The sequence below is a fragment of the Vibrio sp. TRT 21S02 genome, assembly GCF_050113675.1.
Classification (GTDB): domain Bacteria; phylum Pseudomonadota; class Gammaproteobacteria; order Enterobacterales; family Vibrionaceae; genus Vibrio.
On the sequence record NZ_JBNJOI010000004.1, the window covers coordinates 316,575 to 331,104 of the forward strand.

The window sequence follows — 14,530 nt, forward strand, 5'->3', positions numbered from 1 at the left end:
GCCCGGAGATATCCGGGCTTTTTTGTCGGTACGATTTAGATAAGTTGAGAAAACAATAAAAAGCCGCCGAACAAGACTGTAAACAACAACATAGCCATACCACCTTCAGCAGTATAACGGCTCTGTTCAAGGTCTTTATTTCTTAGTTTTACCACCATGGCAAACGGAACAAACACCGCTAAGAAGACCAAAATAATGCCGGCGTAGCTCAACACAGCAAGGAATTTGTCCGCAGCTAGAATCGCACCAGCAAGTGGCAGCATAAAAGTGATCACGTAAGTCACTACTTTATTTTGTTTAAACGTATCTGTGTTTTGGTGGAACAATGCCATCGCAACACCAAAGAACGAAGTTAACAACGCAAGTCCCGTGAACACCGATAATATACGGCCAATCCAAGGGGAGCGATGTTCAAACACCGTCATCAGCTCAGAGACATTTGTAAACGCTCTTAATTGTTCTGGTTTTAAATTTCCCACAACAGCAAACAGCCATAAAAGGTAACATGCTAGAGGGATCAGCGAACCTATAATGACCATGTTTCTGAGTTGCTTGTCTGTCGCCTCTTGGTTGTAGGAAACAAGGCTAGGTATCACCACCATAAAGCCAAAGCTTGTGAAAAGCACTGCACTAGTTTTGATGAGTTCAAGGTGATCGTGGTTGGTCACCTGACCTAAATATTCGGATGAAAAATCTGGTAATAAAAAGACTAACGTCAACACCAAACTCGATAGCATGACGATAAACAGCAAGCGGTTTAATTTATCAATCACACCCGTTCCACAGGCAACAATAACGCCAGCACCTAGGGTAAATAAAACCTGACTCTGCATCGCGCTAAAGCTGAGCCCAAGGTTACTTAATAACTTACCTATCAAATCAGATGCACCTAAAATGTACGCCATCAATAGGCAAATCAGCAGTGCATACAACAAAGCATTGGTAACAATTTGGCCGCCTTTTCCAAGTGTCTTGCGTGCGATGGAGTTCATTCCAAGTCCACCACCAGATTTAACGGTTGCCTCTAACAGGAGTAGCGCCGCGTACGTCGTGCCAAAGCAAATCAGCACCATCAATAATGTGCCGTATAATAAGCCGAATTGAGCTAAAACCATTGGAATAGCAAGCATGCCAGCGCCCAGCGCTGTGCCGGAAATAATTAGGGAGCTCCCTAGAAGTTTAGTGTTCATATTTTTCGTATTCTGTTTGATTAATGTATAGAGAAAGATGCGCTTGCCTAGCGCGATGGCTAACAATCAAAAGCAATACGAATAGCGGGCTTTAAAGAGAAAAGTTCGAGAAAAAGAGACAGAGAAGGCGTGATAGAAACGACAAAAAGCGATAGCAGTAGAATTAATATGTGCCAGTTTCGCAAGATGGGGCGAACCTTCTGTCGGTTCAATAATTGGTTGGGTAATTTTGAAAATCATTGAGACGTCCATTACAGCTAGACATTCCTTAAGGTAACGATGCAGCGACTCCTTCGCAGCAGGCCTCTTAACAGCAAGAGACGATTCATCATAACTTGTAAGGAGTCGATTGCAATGCCTATTTTTTTGGACAGATGCAACTCTATAATTAACAACTTTCCAAATGCAAAAAAGCGAAGCCTAAGCTTCGCTTTTTCTCGTCACAACTATTACTCGCCTTTATATATACAACCCGCAGTACAGGTTTCTTTGATCTCTACCTTACTTAATAAAGGTAGATTTGGCTTAAGCTGCTGCCAGATCCATTTTGCTAACACTTCGCTGGTTGGATTTTCCAAACCTTCGATGTCATTTAAGTAGTAATGATCTAAGCGGTCATAAATAGGCTTGAATGCCGCCTTAATTTCTGCGAAATCAACAACCCAACCAGTATGTGGATCCACTTCACCTTCTACATAAAGGCGAACTAAGAATGAGTGCCCATGCAAACGTCCACACTTGTGCCCTTCTGGTACATGCGGGAGGTGATGTGCAGCTTCAAACATGAATTCTTTATACAATTCGGTTTTCATTTCGTTTCTCAGACTTTTCAAAAGAGACGCAATACTAAGGAATATCTTTTCTCGACACAAGCGGATAAGCACAGTAAGCGTTTGCCTTTAATTTAATCGCCATTTAGACCTTTGTCTTATGTCGATTTTCTGTCATTCCGCCAATGATTTGACAACCCAACACTTACATCACATTTACAAAATCCACATTTTGTTTATGGTCACATTCCATTCCAACACGTCTTTTTCACCGTACAGAATTCAAGCAAAATTGTTATGTCTATTCCAATAATTCATCACTACTAATATGAGCATGACAATAACAAAAAAACTCCTCGTGACTTTAGTCATTGTGTTTACTTTAGTGCTTACTGGCTCAACCATTTATCAATACATCCAACAACGAAATCTGATTAACTCAGTTCTTAGTGAGCAATTGCACGACAAAGCAAGCAACTATTTTGATAGTCTGAACATGATGATGCTCACTGGCACTATGGCGCAGAAAGAAACATTACGCCAAAAGGCTCTAGTACAAGAAGGAATTGAGCAGGTTCGTGTTCTTCGTTCAGAGTTAGTCAGTAAACTCTATGGCCCCGGAGATGAAAACCAAAAACCAGTTGATGATATTGATCGTAGAGCGCTTTCTGGTGAACTTGTCATCGAACCGATCATGGCAGATTGGGGACAAGGACTTGTCGTTGCACTACCCATGAAATCAAGTGAAAACTATCGTGGGACCAATTGCGTGGCATGCCATATGGCCGCAGAAGGAGAAGTTCTAGGCGCAGTTCGGCTAGAGTATAACCTTTCTCATATTGAAACCCTGATTAACCAACGTACCATGATTGCCATTGTGATCATGGCAGGTATTGCATTTATTGGTTTTATTATCACGCTTGCATTAATTCGAAAAATGATTGTCAAACCGATTCAAAATGCTTCTCAGTTCATGCAAGAAGTGAGTCGAACGAAAGATCTTTCCCAGCGCCTGCATAGCCGTTCAAAAGATGAATTAGGACAGATGGTAACATCAATCAATTCATTTATAGAAACCGTGAGCCAAGGGCTAAAAAACGTACAACACACCTCCCATTCCCTCACGATATCTGCCGGTGAGTTAACAGATGTTGCTCTCACAACAGATCGAGCAGCAAAAAACCAACAAAATGAAACCTCCGACGTCGAAACCAACATTGAACATATGCAGTCACAACAAGCGTTGGTTGAGCAATCAACAAAAGAAGCTTCAAAACTCATTCTTCACACAACGCAGCTTGCAGAACAAAGCGCAACTAAGGCACACAACGCCAGTACGGATATTAAAAATCTGGTACAAGAAATTGAAGATGTGAAGCACAGCATTGTCGGTCTTAATAACCAAACCGGAGAAGTCACGACGATTCTTGAAGTAATTAAAGGCATTGCGGAACAAACAAATCTGCTTGCTTTAAATGCGGCTATTGAAGCAGCCAGAGCGGGAGAACAAGGCCGTGGTTTTGCTGTGGTAGCAGACGAGGTTCGCCAGCTGGCAAGTCGAACCGCTGAAGCAACATGTAACATTGAAACCATTATTAGCCAGTTTCAAAATGATGGCCAAACCTCTATGCAGTCAGTCGATAGGGTTTGTGGTACTGCTCACCAGCGTTCTGCTGAAGTAGAGCAACTTGTCGAAGCAATGAATTCTGTAGTAACAGAAATGCAGCAAGCACTCAGTCATGCTCAGTCAATTCAGCAGCAAACTGGTACCACAACTCAGTTAAGTGAAGATATTCAATATAAGGCTGAAACCATCACACGGCATGCGAATGAAACCTCTCAATCTGCGGCGAAAACAAGAAACATCAGCGTAAATCTTGAGCAATCGTCTGAGCAACTTGAATCACTTTTAAATCAATTTACTCTTAATCGATAGAAATACGCGAAATTGCTGCGTTTTTCTCTTGGCAAATGAGAATAAAGGTTGAAGCTGACGAGATGACAGGTAATATGTTCCGTTGAAATAGTAAAAATTCTATCCAACCCAATATTTTGCTTACTTTTTAGGCACTCAGTGCAATAAGCAGGTATTGGATTGAATTTTCACCTCAATGGAGAATATTGAAAACATGACTTACGCGCCTGTATCAGACGTATTGAAAGGTCAGCTAGCGGTAGACAGTGAAGTCACTGTTCGCGGCTGGATCCGTTCGCGTCGTGATTCCAAAGCTGGAATCTCTTTCCTTGCCATTTATGACGGCTCTTGTTTCGACCCGATTCAGGCCGTGGTCCCTAATAATCTTAATAATTACGACAACGAAGTTCTTAAGCTAACTACAGGCTGTTCTGTTGAAGTAACTGGTAAGATTGTTGAGTCTCCTGCGAAAGGTCAAGACTTCGAGCTAGCAGCAACTGACGTTAAAGTAGTTGGCTGGGTTGAAGACGCTGACACTTATCCAATGGCAAAAACTCGTCACTCTATTGAGTACCTACGTGAAGTTGCGCACCTACGTCCGCGTACAAACGTAATCGGTGCGGTAGCACGTGTACGTAACTGTCTGTCTCAAGCGATCCACCGCTTCTACCACGAGCAAGGTTACTTTTGGGTATCTGCACCACTGATCACAGCTTCTGATGCTGAAGGTGCTGGTGAAATGTTCCGCGTTTCTACGCTAGACATGGAAAACCTACCTCGTACAGAAGAAGGCAAAGTAGACTACAACGAAGATTTCTTCGGTAAAGAAACCTTCCTAACAGTATCAGGTCAGCTTAACGGTGAAGCTTACGCTTGTGCACTAAGCAAAGTTTACACGTTCGGCCCGACTTTCCGTGCTGAAAACTCAAACACTAGCCGCCACCTAGCAGAATTCTGGATGGTTGAACCTGAAGTAGCATTCGCAGATCTCAATGACATTGCGAAACTATCTGAAGACATGCTTAAGTACGTGTTTAAAGCAGCACTAGAAGAATGTCGTGATGACCTAGAGTTCTTCGCTCAACGTATCGACAAAGAAGCAATCACTCGTCTTGAGAAGTTCGTTTCTTCTGACTTCGCTCAAGTAGACTACACTGACGCGATCCAAATCCTTCTTGATTCTGGTCGTGAGTTCGAATTCCCTGTTGAGTGGGGTATCGATATGTCTTCTGAGCACGAGCGCTACCTTGCTGAAGAACACTTCAAAGCACCTGTAATCGTTAAGAACTACCCGAAAGACATCAAAGCATTCTACATGCGTCTAAATGACGATGGTAAAACAGTAGCTGCAATGGATGTTCTTGCACCTGGCATCGGCGAAATCATTGGTGGTTCTCAACGTGAGGAGCGTCTAGAAATTCTAGATGAGCGTATGCGTGAAATCGGTATCGACCCAGAGCACATGAACTGGTACCGAGACCTACGTCGTTACGGCACAGTGCCACACGCAGGCTTCGGTCTAGGCTTTGAGCGTCTAGTCTCTTACGTAACAGGTATGGGCAACGTTCGTGACGTGATCCCATTCCCACGTACACCAAGAAGCGCAAACTTCTAAAAACTGAACTTTGTGAATAAAAGCCTCCTTATACGGAGGCTTTTTTATTGCCTGTTACTTTACTCAATTTGATTTTCATACTGCTAGAAAATCAACCATACTAACAGCGTGTACTTCACTTCGGAGCGTTAATCATGAAAGTGTTTAAAATTGAAGATCTCTATTACAACGGAGCAACAAACGGAGTGCACAGCTGGACACACCCTCAAGGGACACAGCCATACTACTGGCATCCAGACTGGTTGCACGTCGCAGAAGATATAACGGGTTTACATGGTAAGCATGACATTAATGTTGAAGACGGTACGTCAGCAACAGAAGAGCATGCGAAGAAGACCATCATAGACCACTTAAACGACGAGTAATACCCTCCCCTTATTATCAGATAAGTCACCTCGGCTTATCTGATCGTCTCAGGTTAATTTCTTTACACTTTGCATAAGCAAACGTTTTGCATCACATATTTCCAATGCCAGTTTGATTACTTTAATAGTGAATATTGATGGCACAAATGCCAAACAAAATAGAGATGATAACAATGACAAAATACAACGCAGGCGATATTCAGTATAAAGGCGAAAGTAACGGGGTTCACAGCTGGACGTCGCCACACGGGCAGCCATATTATTGGCATCCAGACTGGCTCCATATTGCAGAAGACGCGACAGGTTCACACCCTAAACAAGCGTTAGAATTAGAAAGCTCTGAAGAAGCGACTAAAGAACATGCTGTTTCAGCGATTCTGAAACACATGAATGATTGGGCAGTCACTAAGTTTTCACAAAATCCTGAAGTGGAAACTAATGCGATAGAGCGTGAAATTGACCTGAAAAAATAGCTCATCGCTTAAAGTAAAGAATAAAAAAGCCCGCAAACGCGGGCTTTTCAGTAAGAAGCAACAAATTAAGCAAGTTCAGTTTGAAGCCAAGGCCAACCTTGTTTCTTACGGCTTAATGTGTTTTCCATCATCAGCATACCGTCTTGCTCGTGCTTAACGAGTTTTTCAGACCATTCACCTTTGTGTAGAAGGCGAGTCTGAGCAGTCGTGATATCTGTTAGCATCACTGCAGCAAATGCAAGACCATCTTCAGCACAGCGACGCTCTAGATCAGCTTCAAGCGCATCGATCATGCCATCTACTTGCTCAAGTGTCGCCAGCTCAACTTGACCTACAACAACGTCACGACCATTGAATGGGTAACCTTTTAGATCTTTTTCTACTAGCTCTGCTGCAGAAAGACCTTCGATGTTCGTTTTCGCGATAAGAAGGTCTTTGATGAACGCATCTACATCACATACATCTGCGATTTTTGCTAGTTCTTCAACAGCATCTTTGTCTTTTTGCGTGCAGGTTGGTGAAGCAAAACCAACAGTGTCAGAAAGAATTGCAGACATCATCAATTTAGCGATTTTAGGTGTGATTTCATGACCTTCAATCTTAAACATGTTGAAAAGTACGGTGTTTGTACAACCAACTGGCCAGATCCAAGCTTCCATTGGGTTTACCGTCATCACATCGCCTAGACGGTGGTGGTCAACAATACCTAGGATTTCAGCTTCAGCCACATCATCTGGCGCTTGTGCTAGATCTGAGTAATCCACCAACCAGATTTTCTCACCCGCAACAGAAGTGCGTAGTTCTGGCACTTCTGCACCTGCTACTTCTAGGATATGTTGTGTTTCACGGTTGATTTCGCCTTGGCGAATTGGCATAGCTTCTACGCCACGTGCTTTAAGTAGCTCAGTGGCTACTAGTGCACTACAGATACTATCGCTATCAGGGTTTTTGTGACCTACTACTAGAATCATCTCTTTTCCTATTTAAGACTATACGAGCCCTAATTGGGGCTATTACTCACGAAAGGTGATTACTTTACCTGATTTTTGAAATTTGTCATGACTTACAAAAAAGAAAAACGTGTCTGAAAGTTATTGTTGATAATAATTCGCATTAAGGTAGAATTGATAATAATTCGCATTTTCATGTAGGTCATTATGAATACGCTTAGAGCTTTCCCCCATTTACCGCAGTGGCTTTGTTTATCGCAATTTGATCTAGCCTATAAGCGTTTGATTTTACCTTTGTGCCTTATTGCATTACTTGTTGTTGATGGTACAAGGGAAGTCACTGTAAATACGTTATCTGATGCATTTTGGGCAGTTTCGAGTTATGTCGCTTTCACACTCGCAATTTACCATTACATTTCTCGCTTCTTCAGTAAACAAAGCCGTATCGCGACGTTATACAATTCGTCACGCTATTACCAAGTTCTGTTTGCAGCCTTATTAGGTGCCTTGCCGGGTTGTGGTGGGGCCATCATCGTTACAACACAATTTGTTAGTGGTCGGGTTGGCTTTGGTGCCATTGTTGCGGTTTTAACGGCAACCATGGGTGATGCTGCATTTCTTTTACTCGCCAGTAAACCAGATATTGGTATAGCCGTTGTGATACTTGGCGTTATTGTTGGCTGTGTGAGTGGCTGGGTCGTGAACCTCTTTCATTCTGATGATTTCTTACGCCCACAAGTTGCAAAAACACTGTCAAGTTTCTCATGCAATGCTGAACCTTCTCAAACTGAGCAAAAAGCAATCAATCTACAAGGGGTATTCTGGAAGTACTTACTCATTCCTGCAACTGTCATTGCTTTTATGGGCTCGTTTCAAGTTGACCCCAATGTGACCTTTAATCTACCGACAGGCTCAATTGAATGGTTAGGTGCAATACTCTTAGTTGTCAGTATGTTGCTTTGGGCGATGACAAAAGAAATCAAGGATTATGAATCGACGGTTTCCGAAGATAAAAAATGCCTTGCATCGCATCCTCTACAAAAAGCCGCTCAGGACACCAACTTTGTTACCGCATGGGTGGTGGTAGCATTTATGGCCTTCGAACTAACCACCTTCTATAGCGGTGCGGACCTCCATCAACTGTTTTCGGGTTGGGGTGTTTGGATGCCACTCATTGGCCTTGCTGTAGGAATGTTACCAGGGTGTGGACCTCAAATATTAGTCACTAGCTTATACATATCCGGAGCTGTGCCAATGAGTGCTCAACTTTCTAATGCAATTTCAAACGATGGTGATGCGCTATTCCCTGCGATTGCAATGGCACCAAAAGCTGCATTAATTGCGACAATATACTCAGCAATTCCCGCATTTCTTGTTGGTTATGGTTATTACTTCTTGTTTGAGATGTAAATTGAAAAAAGCCCCTTAGTAAGGGGCTTTTATGATTTATTCTTCGAGAGAAGCAGCAACTTCATCGGAAATGTCACCGTTGTGATACACCTCTTGAACATCATCTAAATCTTCCAGAGCATCAATCAATCGAAGTAACTTTGGTGCGGTCTCGGCGTCAAGTTCAGCTTTAGTGGATGGAATAAGAGAGACTTCGGCATTTGCTGCCTTAAACCCAGCCGCATCAAGCGCATCTTTTACGCCCCCAAAATCTGCAGGCGCAGTAAATACATCAATCGCACCATCATCCGCAGTTTCGATATCATCTGCACCACTTTCAAGCGCAACTTCCATCACTTCGTCTTCATCTAATCCCGCTTCGTATGAGATCACACCTTTCTTCTCAAAAAGGTAGTTAACACTTCCATCTGTGCCCAGATTACCACCCGCTTTTGAGAACGCATGACGCACACCAGAGACGGTACGGTTGCGGTTATCTGTCATACACTCAACCATCACGGCAGTACCACCGGGGCCATAACCCTCATAGATGACGGTTTCCATTCCTTCATCCCCTTCCCCACCAGCGCCTCGGGACACCGCACGATTAACAGTATCGCGAGTCATGTTATTTGACAGGGCTTTGTCGATAGCGGCACGAAGTCGAGGGTTATTTTCTGGCTCACCACCACCTTCTTTCGCAGCAACCACAATCTCACGAATGAGTTTGGTAAAAATCTTACCTCGTTTGGCATCCTGTGCCGCTTTACGATGACGGATATTCGCCCACTTACTATGACCAGCCATAAACCTCTCCGAGTTCAAAATGAAAAAAGCCGTAAGGGGAACTTACGGCTTTAATTATTGAATCACTTTACCATAAAACGACGTGGGTTACTTGTGACGCTCTTTCAACTTATTCACTACATCGTTCATCGATAGGCCTTGGTCTTGTAGCAATACCATTAAGTGGTAAATCAAGTCTGCCGATTCACATACTAGCTCCGCCTTATCACCCGACGTCGCCGCAAGCGCGACTTCAACGCCTTCTTCGCCCACTTTTTGCGAAATACGCTTGGTGCCACGGGCATAAAGACTGGCAGTATAAGAGGAATCTGGGTCGGCACTCTTGCGGGCAGCCAATAGCTGCTCAAGTTGATGAAGCCACACCATTTGTGACTCCTCCTGAGGATCACCGTCCCAGCAGGTTGTCGTGCCAGTGTGACAAGTGGGACCAATGGGATTCACTTTCACCAGCAGCGTATCGTTGTCACAATCGAGTTGCATGTTCACCAATTGCAATACGTTGCCGGAGGTCTCACCTTTGGTCCAAAGACGCTGCTTGGTACGAGAGAAAAACGTCACTTGACCCGTTTCGCCTGTTTTTGCCAACGCATCTTGGTTCATGTAACCCATCATCAGCACTTGGCTTGATTGGAAATCTTGTACGATGGCAGGTACCAGACCATCCACCTTTTCCCAGTTGATTCGCTCAGCTAGCGAACTTACTTCGGCGGCTTTCACACTCATAGTCGTACCTCAATGCCTTGTTGTTTCAAATACTGCTTTAGTTCACCAATATTGATGACTTGCTTGTGGAATACCGATGCGGCAAGCGCGCCATCCACATTTGCTTTTTGGTAGGCTTCTGCGAAATGCTCCATGGCACCTGCACCGCCCGATGCAATCAATGGCACGTTACACACTTCACGCACCATATTAAGTTGTTCAATATCGTAGCCGTTACGCACGCCGTCTTGGTTCATCATGTTCAGTACAATTTCACCAGCGCCGCGTTTTTGTACTTCTTGTACCCAATCACGCGTTTCCCATTGGGTCGCTTTGGTGCGTTCTTCATCACCAGTAAACTGGTAAACCTGATACTTGCCCGTCTCTTTGTCGTAGTATGAATCGATACCAACGACGATACATTGCACACCAAACTTATCAGCAAGGTCAGTAATCAACTGAGGGTTTGCCAAAGCAGGAGAGTTAATCGATACCTTATCTGCACCAAACTCAAGAATGCGCGCCGCGTCCTCTGCTGATTTAATGCCACCAGCCACACAGAACGGGATATCAATCACTTCTGCAACGCGAGCGACCCAACTTTTATCGACGACACGACCATCACTTGAGGCGGTAATATCGTAGAACACAAGCTCGTCTGCGCCTTCTTCAGCATAACGCTGCGCCAGAGGAACGATGTCGCCAATAATTTCGTGGTTGCGAAACTGGACGCCCTTCACCACTTGTCCATCACGAACATCAAGGCATGGAATTATTCGCTTTGCCAACATGCAAACGCCTCCTCTGCTGTGAACTTACCATCTAACAATGCACGACCAACAATCACGCCAGCAACACCGCTGCCTTTTAGTGCTTCGATATCCGCTAATGAACCGATGCCACCTGAAGATTGGAACTGCACTTGCGGGTACTGTTTACATAAGTCGACGTAAAGCTCAACGTTTGAACCTTCTAGCGTACCGTCACGAGAAATGTCCGTGCAAAGCACATGCTGTAGACCTACCGTCAGATAATCGTTGACCAAAGCTTCGATAGTCACACCTGAATCTTCTTGCCAACCAGAGATCGCTACCTTACGTGTGCCGTCTTGATCGATGTTGATGTCTAGCGCGAGAACGATTTTCTCTGCACCGTATTTTTCCATCCAACCTTTCACAAGCTCTGGCTGTTTTACCGCTGTAGAACCAACGACAACGCGCTGCGCACCGGCTTCTAACAGATCAATCACGTCCTGCTCTGTACGCACTCCACCACCAATTTGGATGTTCGCTGGCGTACTTGCTAATAGCTTTGCAATCAAATCAAGTTGACGTGCTGTCGTGTCTTTCGCGCCAGTTAAATCCACTAAGTGTAGCCAGTTAGCACCTGCTTGGTGGTACAAATTAAACTGCTCTGCTGGGTCGACTTTGTACTCGGTAACTTGACCGTAATCACCTTGATAAAGGCGAACCACCTGTCCTTCAATTAAATCAAGAGCTGGAATAATCACACTAAATCCCTTTTATAATTCTAAGAAGTTTTGAATAAGCTTCGCGCCCGCTTTTGAAGAACGCTCAGGGTGGAATTGCACACCGTAGTAGTTACCGCTTTGTACTGCTGCTGTGAACGGGTTGCCGTATTCACACTCAGCAATCGTGTACTCCCCGACAGGCATTGCAAAGCTGTGTACAAAGTAGAAGTACTCACCTTCTTCAATGCCTTTGAACAATGGGTTACCTGCTTTTGCAGACACTGTGTTCCACCCCATATGCGGCAGCGGTAAATCGCCGGTTTGTAGCAACTTCACTTCGCCATCACAAAGTCCAAGACACTCAACCAACTCATCTGCTTTCTGCCCTTTCTCTTGAGACACTTTGCCCAATAGTTGCATGCCTAAACAGATACCTAGCAATGGCTTTTCTACCTGTTTTACCAAGCTGATAAGATCGCGCTCTTCTAGGTTCTTCATCGCTTCACTGGCAGTCCCCACGCCCGGTAGAAATAACTTGTCAGCTGCCAATACAACTTGTGGATCTTTTGAAATAGTTACGTCATAACCTAGGCGTTCAATGGCAAACTTCACCGAAGAAACGTTGGCACAGCCAGTATCGATAATGACAACTTTCTGTTCTGTCACTGTTTTTCTCCTTGCTAACGTGAGCCTTAAAGCACGCCTTTACTACTTGGTAGCTCAGTGCCTTCTACTTTGATTGCTTGACGTAAAGTACGACCAAACGCTTTAAACAAGCTTTCAATGATGTGGTGGTCATTATTGCCCGCAGAAGACAGGTGCAGCGTACACGCTAGGGTGTCAGTCAGAGAACGGAAGAAGTGAACCACCATCTCTGTTGAAAGATCCCCCACTTGCTCACGGCTAAACTGCGCGTCGAACTTAAGGTAGGGACGACCTGATAGGTCTAGCGCACATTGTGCTAAACACTCATCCATTGGCAGGCTGAAACCAAAGCGACCAATACCACGCTTGTCACCCAGCGCTTCTTTCAACGCCTGACCCAAGGCAAGAGCGGTATCTTCTACTGTGTGGTGATCATCAATGTGAAGGTCTCCTTCCACTTTGCACACCATTTGGAATCCACCGTGCGTCGCAATTTGATCCAACATGTGGTCGAAGAAACCAAGACCCGTTGAGATGTCATTACCGCCTTGCTCATCAAGGTTAACTACAACTTTGATGTCTGTTTCTTTCGTAGTACGAATGACTTCAGCAACGCGTGCCTTCACCGTTAGATCTTTCAAGATCTGTTTCCAACCCATGGTTTCTGGGTTGTATTGAATGCCACGAATTGCCATGTTTTCTGCAAGTTGAAGATCGGTTTGACGATCGCCAATCACAACAGAGTTTTGGAAATCGACTTTGCCCCCTTGAAGGTACTCTTTTACCAAGCCCAATTTAGGCTTACGGCAAGAGCAGTTATCTTCATCAAAGTGAGGACAAATCAGCACGTCATCAAACTTCACACCTTGAGACTCAAAGATCTCCATCATCATGTTGTGTGGTGCATCAAAATCTTCTTGTGGGTAGCTGTCGGTACCCAAACCATCTTGGTTCGTGACCATCACTAGACGGTATCCTGCATCCTGCAACGACAACAGGCTTGGGATAACAAATGGCTCTAGCTTTAGTTTGTCTAAACGGTCTACTTGAAAATCAATCGGCGGCTCGACAATTAAGGTGCCATCACGATCAATAAAAAGGATTTTTTGTTGTTTGCTCACTCGAGAACTTCCTTATTGCTATTCTTTTGGCGCTCCCGCTATTGAGCGAGAGCGATTAATTTTGTCTCTACTTATGCGTAGTAGTTTCTAATAAATCCAAGCGTTTTTTCACACTCGTCGCGGTTACCAACACTGATACGTACGCAGTTCTCAATTGGCGAGTTACGTAAAATAATGCCCGTATCCCAAGCAGCTTTGAAAAGATCATCGCCATCTGGGAATTTTACCAATAGGTAGTTCCCCCACCCTTCAAACACTTCCAAACCCGGAATCATTGAAAGACCAACTTGTAAGTAAGCACGGTTTGCATTCAGATCGAGAACTTGGAACTTCGCTCGTGCTAAACCAGCTTCCGAAAGCGCCTGAGTCGCAATTTCTGCCACAGGCACCGGTACTGGATATGGAGCGATTACTTTAAGAAGTACATTAATCAACTCTTCGTTCGCAAGCGTAAATCCACAACGCAGACCAGCAAGGGCAAAAGCTTTCGACAAAGTGCGCAGAATGGCGAGATTCGAGTATTGCGCCAGTAGGTCTACCGTTGATGCTTCAGGGCAAAAATCAATGTACGCTTCATCCATCACCACGATTGCTCGGTCTTTTGTCATCTCAAGCAGAGAGACAATATCTTCACGCTTAACCAAGTTACCTGTTGGGTTGTTTGGCGAACATACAAAAACCAGTTTGACGTTATCCAGGTTAGCTTCGATACCTGCAAGGTCTAGTTGCCAATCTGACGTTAGTGGCACGGTTTTTCGCTCTACACCAATGGTTTCAGCACTGATAGCGTACATACCGTAAGTTGGTGGACAGTAAAGAATCACATCTTCACCCGGCTCACAGAATGCACGAATCAGTAGTTCAATACCTTCATCTGCTCCGCGAGATGTTAGTGTTTGTTCTGGCTTTACATCCGCATAGGCTGCATAAGCGGAAATCAATTCTTTCGGCTGACATTCGCTGTAACGATTGAGACGAGCAAAGTCTGTTGTGTATTCATTGTTAAATGGCGATTCGTTGGCATTTAGCCATACGTCACCGGTACCACCAATTCGGCGAGCCGATAAATAAGGGGTAAGTTGTTGGACTTGTTTACGCGCTAGCTTTTCCATCTCAT

The 14,530-nt window shown here is 44.4% G+C and carries 15 protein-coding genes; 5 read left to right on the forward strand and 10 right to left on the reverse strand.

All coding sequences use genetic code 11. From position 1 onward, the window contains the following. Window positions 1-35: 35 nt before the first annotated feature. The gene (locus tag ACQEXU_RS07465; protein ID WP_427010292.1) at window positions 36-1,190 is read right to left on the reverse strand and encodes an amino acid permease; all 1,155 of its coding nucleotides are present in this window, start codon (window positions 1,188-1,190) and stop codon (window positions 36-38) included. A 449-nt stretch (window positions 1,191-1,639) separates the two neighbouring features. Next, complete coding sequence (queD, locus tag ACQEXU_RS07470) at window positions 1,640-2,002, reverse strand: 6-carboxytetrahydropterin synthase QueD (protein WP_083148820.1); 363 nt, start codon at window positions 2,000-2,002, stop codon at window positions 1,640-1,642. A gap of 286 nt (window positions 2,003-2,288) precedes the next feature. Between queD and ACQEXU_RS07475 the strand changes: the two genes are divergently transcribed. The 4 genes from ACQEXU_RS07475 to ACQEXU_RS07490 all read left to right on the forward strand — a co-directional run bounded on the left by ACQEXU_RS07475 (window position 2,289) and on the right by ACQEXU_RS07490 (window position 6,328). After that, the gene (locus ACQEXU_RS07475; RefSeq protein WP_427010293.1) at window positions 2,289-3,896 is read left to right on the forward strand and encodes a methyl-accepting chemotaxis protein; all 1,608 of its coding nucleotides are present in this window, start codon (window positions 2,289-2,291) and stop codon (window positions 3,894-3,896) included. A gap of 193 nt (window positions 3,897-4,089) precedes the next feature. After that, entirely contained in the window at window positions 4,090-5,490 is a 1,401-nt protein-coding gene (gene asnS / locus ACQEXU_RS07480) for an asparagine--tRNA ligase (protein WP_427010294.1), read from the forward strand. A 134-nt stretch (window positions 5,491-5,624) separates the two neighbouring features. Continuing rightward, window positions 5,625-5,855, forward strand: coding sequence for a hypothetical protein (locus tag ACQEXU_RS07485; RefSeq protein ID WP_427010295.1), 231 nt, complete (start codon window positions 5,625-5,627; stop codon window positions 5,853-5,855). Window positions 5,856-6,028: 173 nt separating this feature from the next. After that, entirely contained in the window at window positions 6,029-6,328 is a 300-nt protein-coding gene (locus ACQEXU_RS07490; protein WP_367988751.1) for a hypothetical protein, read from the forward strand. Between the two features lie 65 nt (window positions 6,329-6,393). On the opposite strand, the gene ACQEXU_RS07495 is transcribed toward ACQEXU_RS07490, so the two are convergent. After that, window positions 6,394-7,299 (reverse strand): manganese-dependent inorganic pyrophosphatase, encoded by a 906-nt coding sequence (locus ACQEXU_RS07495; RefSeq protein WP_367988750.1) that lies wholly within the window; start codon window positions 7,297-7,299, stop codon window positions 6,394-6,396. 186 nt (window positions 7,300-7,485) lie between these two features. On the opposite strand from ACQEXU_RS07495, the gene ACQEXU_RS07500 reads away from it, so the two are divergent. Next, window positions 7,486-8,688: a putative manganese transporter gene (locus ACQEXU_RS07500; RefSeq protein WP_427010296.1), complete on the forward strand. Its 1,203-nt coding sequence runs from the start codon at window positions 7,486-7,488 to the stop codon at window positions 8,686-8,688. Window positions 8,689-8,724: 36 nt separating this feature from the next. On the opposite strand, the gene ACQEXU_RS07505 is transcribed toward ACQEXU_RS07500, so the two are convergent. The 7 genes from ACQEXU_RS07505 to hisC form a co-directional block, all read right to left on the reverse strand. Continuing rightward, complete coding sequence (locus ACQEXU_RS07505) at window positions 8,725-9,474, reverse strand: YebC/PmpR family DNA-binding transcriptional regulator (RefSeq protein WP_367988748.1); 750 nt, start codon at window positions 9,472-9,474, stop codon at window positions 8,725-8,727. Between the two features lie 87 nt (window positions 9,475-9,561). Then, window positions 9,562-10,197: a bifunctional phosphoribosyl-AMP cyclohydrolase/phosphoribosyl-ATP diphosphatase HisIE gene (hisIE, locus tag ACQEXU_RS07510; protein WP_046874779.1), complete on the reverse strand. Its 636-nt coding sequence runs from the start codon at window positions 10,195-10,197 to the stop codon at window positions 9,562-9,564. Further along, window positions 10,194-10,967 carry an imidazole glycerol phosphate synthase subunit HisF gene (gene hisF / locus ACQEXU_RS07515; RefSeq protein WP_004749837.1) on the reverse strand — a complete coding sequence of 258 codons (774 nt, stop codon included), beginning with the start codon at window positions 10,965-10,967 and terminating at the stop codon, window positions 10,194-10,196. Before hisF ends, hisIE begins: the two co-directional genes overlap by 4 nt. Beyond that, window positions 10,949-11,686, reverse strand: coding sequence for a 1-(5-phosphoribosyl)-5-[(5-phosphoribosylamino)methylideneamino]imidazole-4-carboxamide isomerase (gene hisA / locus ACQEXU_RS07520; protein ID WP_009698177.1), 738 nt, complete (start codon window positions 11,684-11,686; stop codon window positions 10,949-10,951). Before hisA ends, hisF begins: the two co-directional genes overlap by 19 nt. Window positions 11,687-11,698: 12 nt before the next feature. Then, window positions 11,699-12,313: an imidazole glycerol phosphate synthase subunit HisH gene (hisH, locus tag ACQEXU_RS07525; RefSeq protein WP_017819522.1), complete on the reverse strand. Its 615-nt coding sequence runs from the start codon at window positions 12,311-12,313 to the stop codon at window positions 11,699-11,701. 26 nt (window positions 12,314-12,339) lie between these two features. Then, window positions 12,340-13,413: a bifunctional histidinol-phosphatase/imidazoleglycerol-phosphate dehydratase HisB gene (hisB, locus tag ACQEXU_RS07530; RefSeq protein ID WP_427010297.1), complete on the reverse strand. Its 1,074-nt coding sequence runs from the start codon at window positions 13,411-13,413 to the stop codon at window positions 12,340-12,342. Between the two features lie 71 nt (window positions 13,414-13,484). Further along, window positions 13,485-14,525 carry a histidinol-phosphate transaminase gene (gene hisC / locus ACQEXU_RS07535; protein WP_427010298.1) on the reverse strand — a complete coding sequence of 347 codons (1,041 nt, stop codon included), beginning with the start codon at window positions 14,523-14,525 and terminating at the stop codon, window positions 13,485-13,487. Window positions 14,526-14,530: the final 5 nt, after the last annotated feature.

What these genes read in the sequence shown, in the direction of transcription:
- hisIE (WP_046874779.1), bottom strand. Translation starts at nt 10,197, where the DNA reads ATGAGTGTGAAAGCCGCCGAAGTAAGTTCGCTAGCTGAGCGAATCAAC.
- ACQEXU_RS07505 (WP_367988748.1), bottom strand. Translation starts at nt 9,474, where the DNA reads ATGGCTGGTCATAGTAAGTGGGCGAATATCCGTCATCGTAAAGCGGCA.
- ACQEXU_RS07495 (WP_367988750.1), bottom strand. Translation starts at nt 7,299, where the DNA reads ATGATTCTAGTAGTAGGTCACAAAAACCCTGATAGCGATAGTATCTGT.
- queD (WP_083148820.1), bottom strand. Translation starts at nt 2,002, where the DNA reads ATGAAAACCGAATTGTATAAAGAATTCATGTTTGAAGCTGCACATCAC.
- ACQEXU_RS07475 (WP_427010293.1), top strand. Translation starts at nt 2,289, where the DNA reads ATGAGCATGACAATAACAAAAAAACTCCTCGTGACTTTAGTCATTGTG.
- hisF (WP_004749837.1), bottom strand. Translation starts at nt 10,967, where the DNA reads ATGTTGGCAAAGCGAATAATTCCATGCCTTGATGTTCGTGATGGACAA.
- ACQEXU_RS07500 (WP_427010296.1), top strand. Translation starts at nt 7,486, where the DNA reads ATGAATACGCTTAGAGCTTTCCCCCATTTACCGCAGTGGCTTTGTTTA.
- ACQEXU_RS07465 (WP_427010292.1), bottom strand. Translation starts at nt 1,190, where the DNA reads ATGAACACTAAACTTCTAGGGAGCTCCCTAATTATTTCCGGCACAGCG.
- ACQEXU_RS07485 (WP_427010295.1), top strand. Translation starts at nt 5,625, where the DNA reads ATGAAAGTGTTTAAAATTGAAGATCTCTATTACAACGGAGCAACAAAC.
- hisC (WP_427010298.1), bottom strand. Translation starts at nt 14,525, where the DNA reads ATGGAAAAGCTAGCGCGTAAACAAGTCCAACAACTTACCCCTTATTTA.
- ACQEXU_RS07490 (WP_367988751.1), top strand. Translation starts at nt 6,029, where the DNA reads ATGACAAAATACAACGCAGGCGATATTCAGTATAAAGGCGAAAGTAAC.
- asnS (WP_427010294.1), top strand. Translation starts at nt 4,090, where the DNA reads ATGACTTACGCGCCTGTATCAGACGTATTGAAAGGTCAGCTAGCGGTA.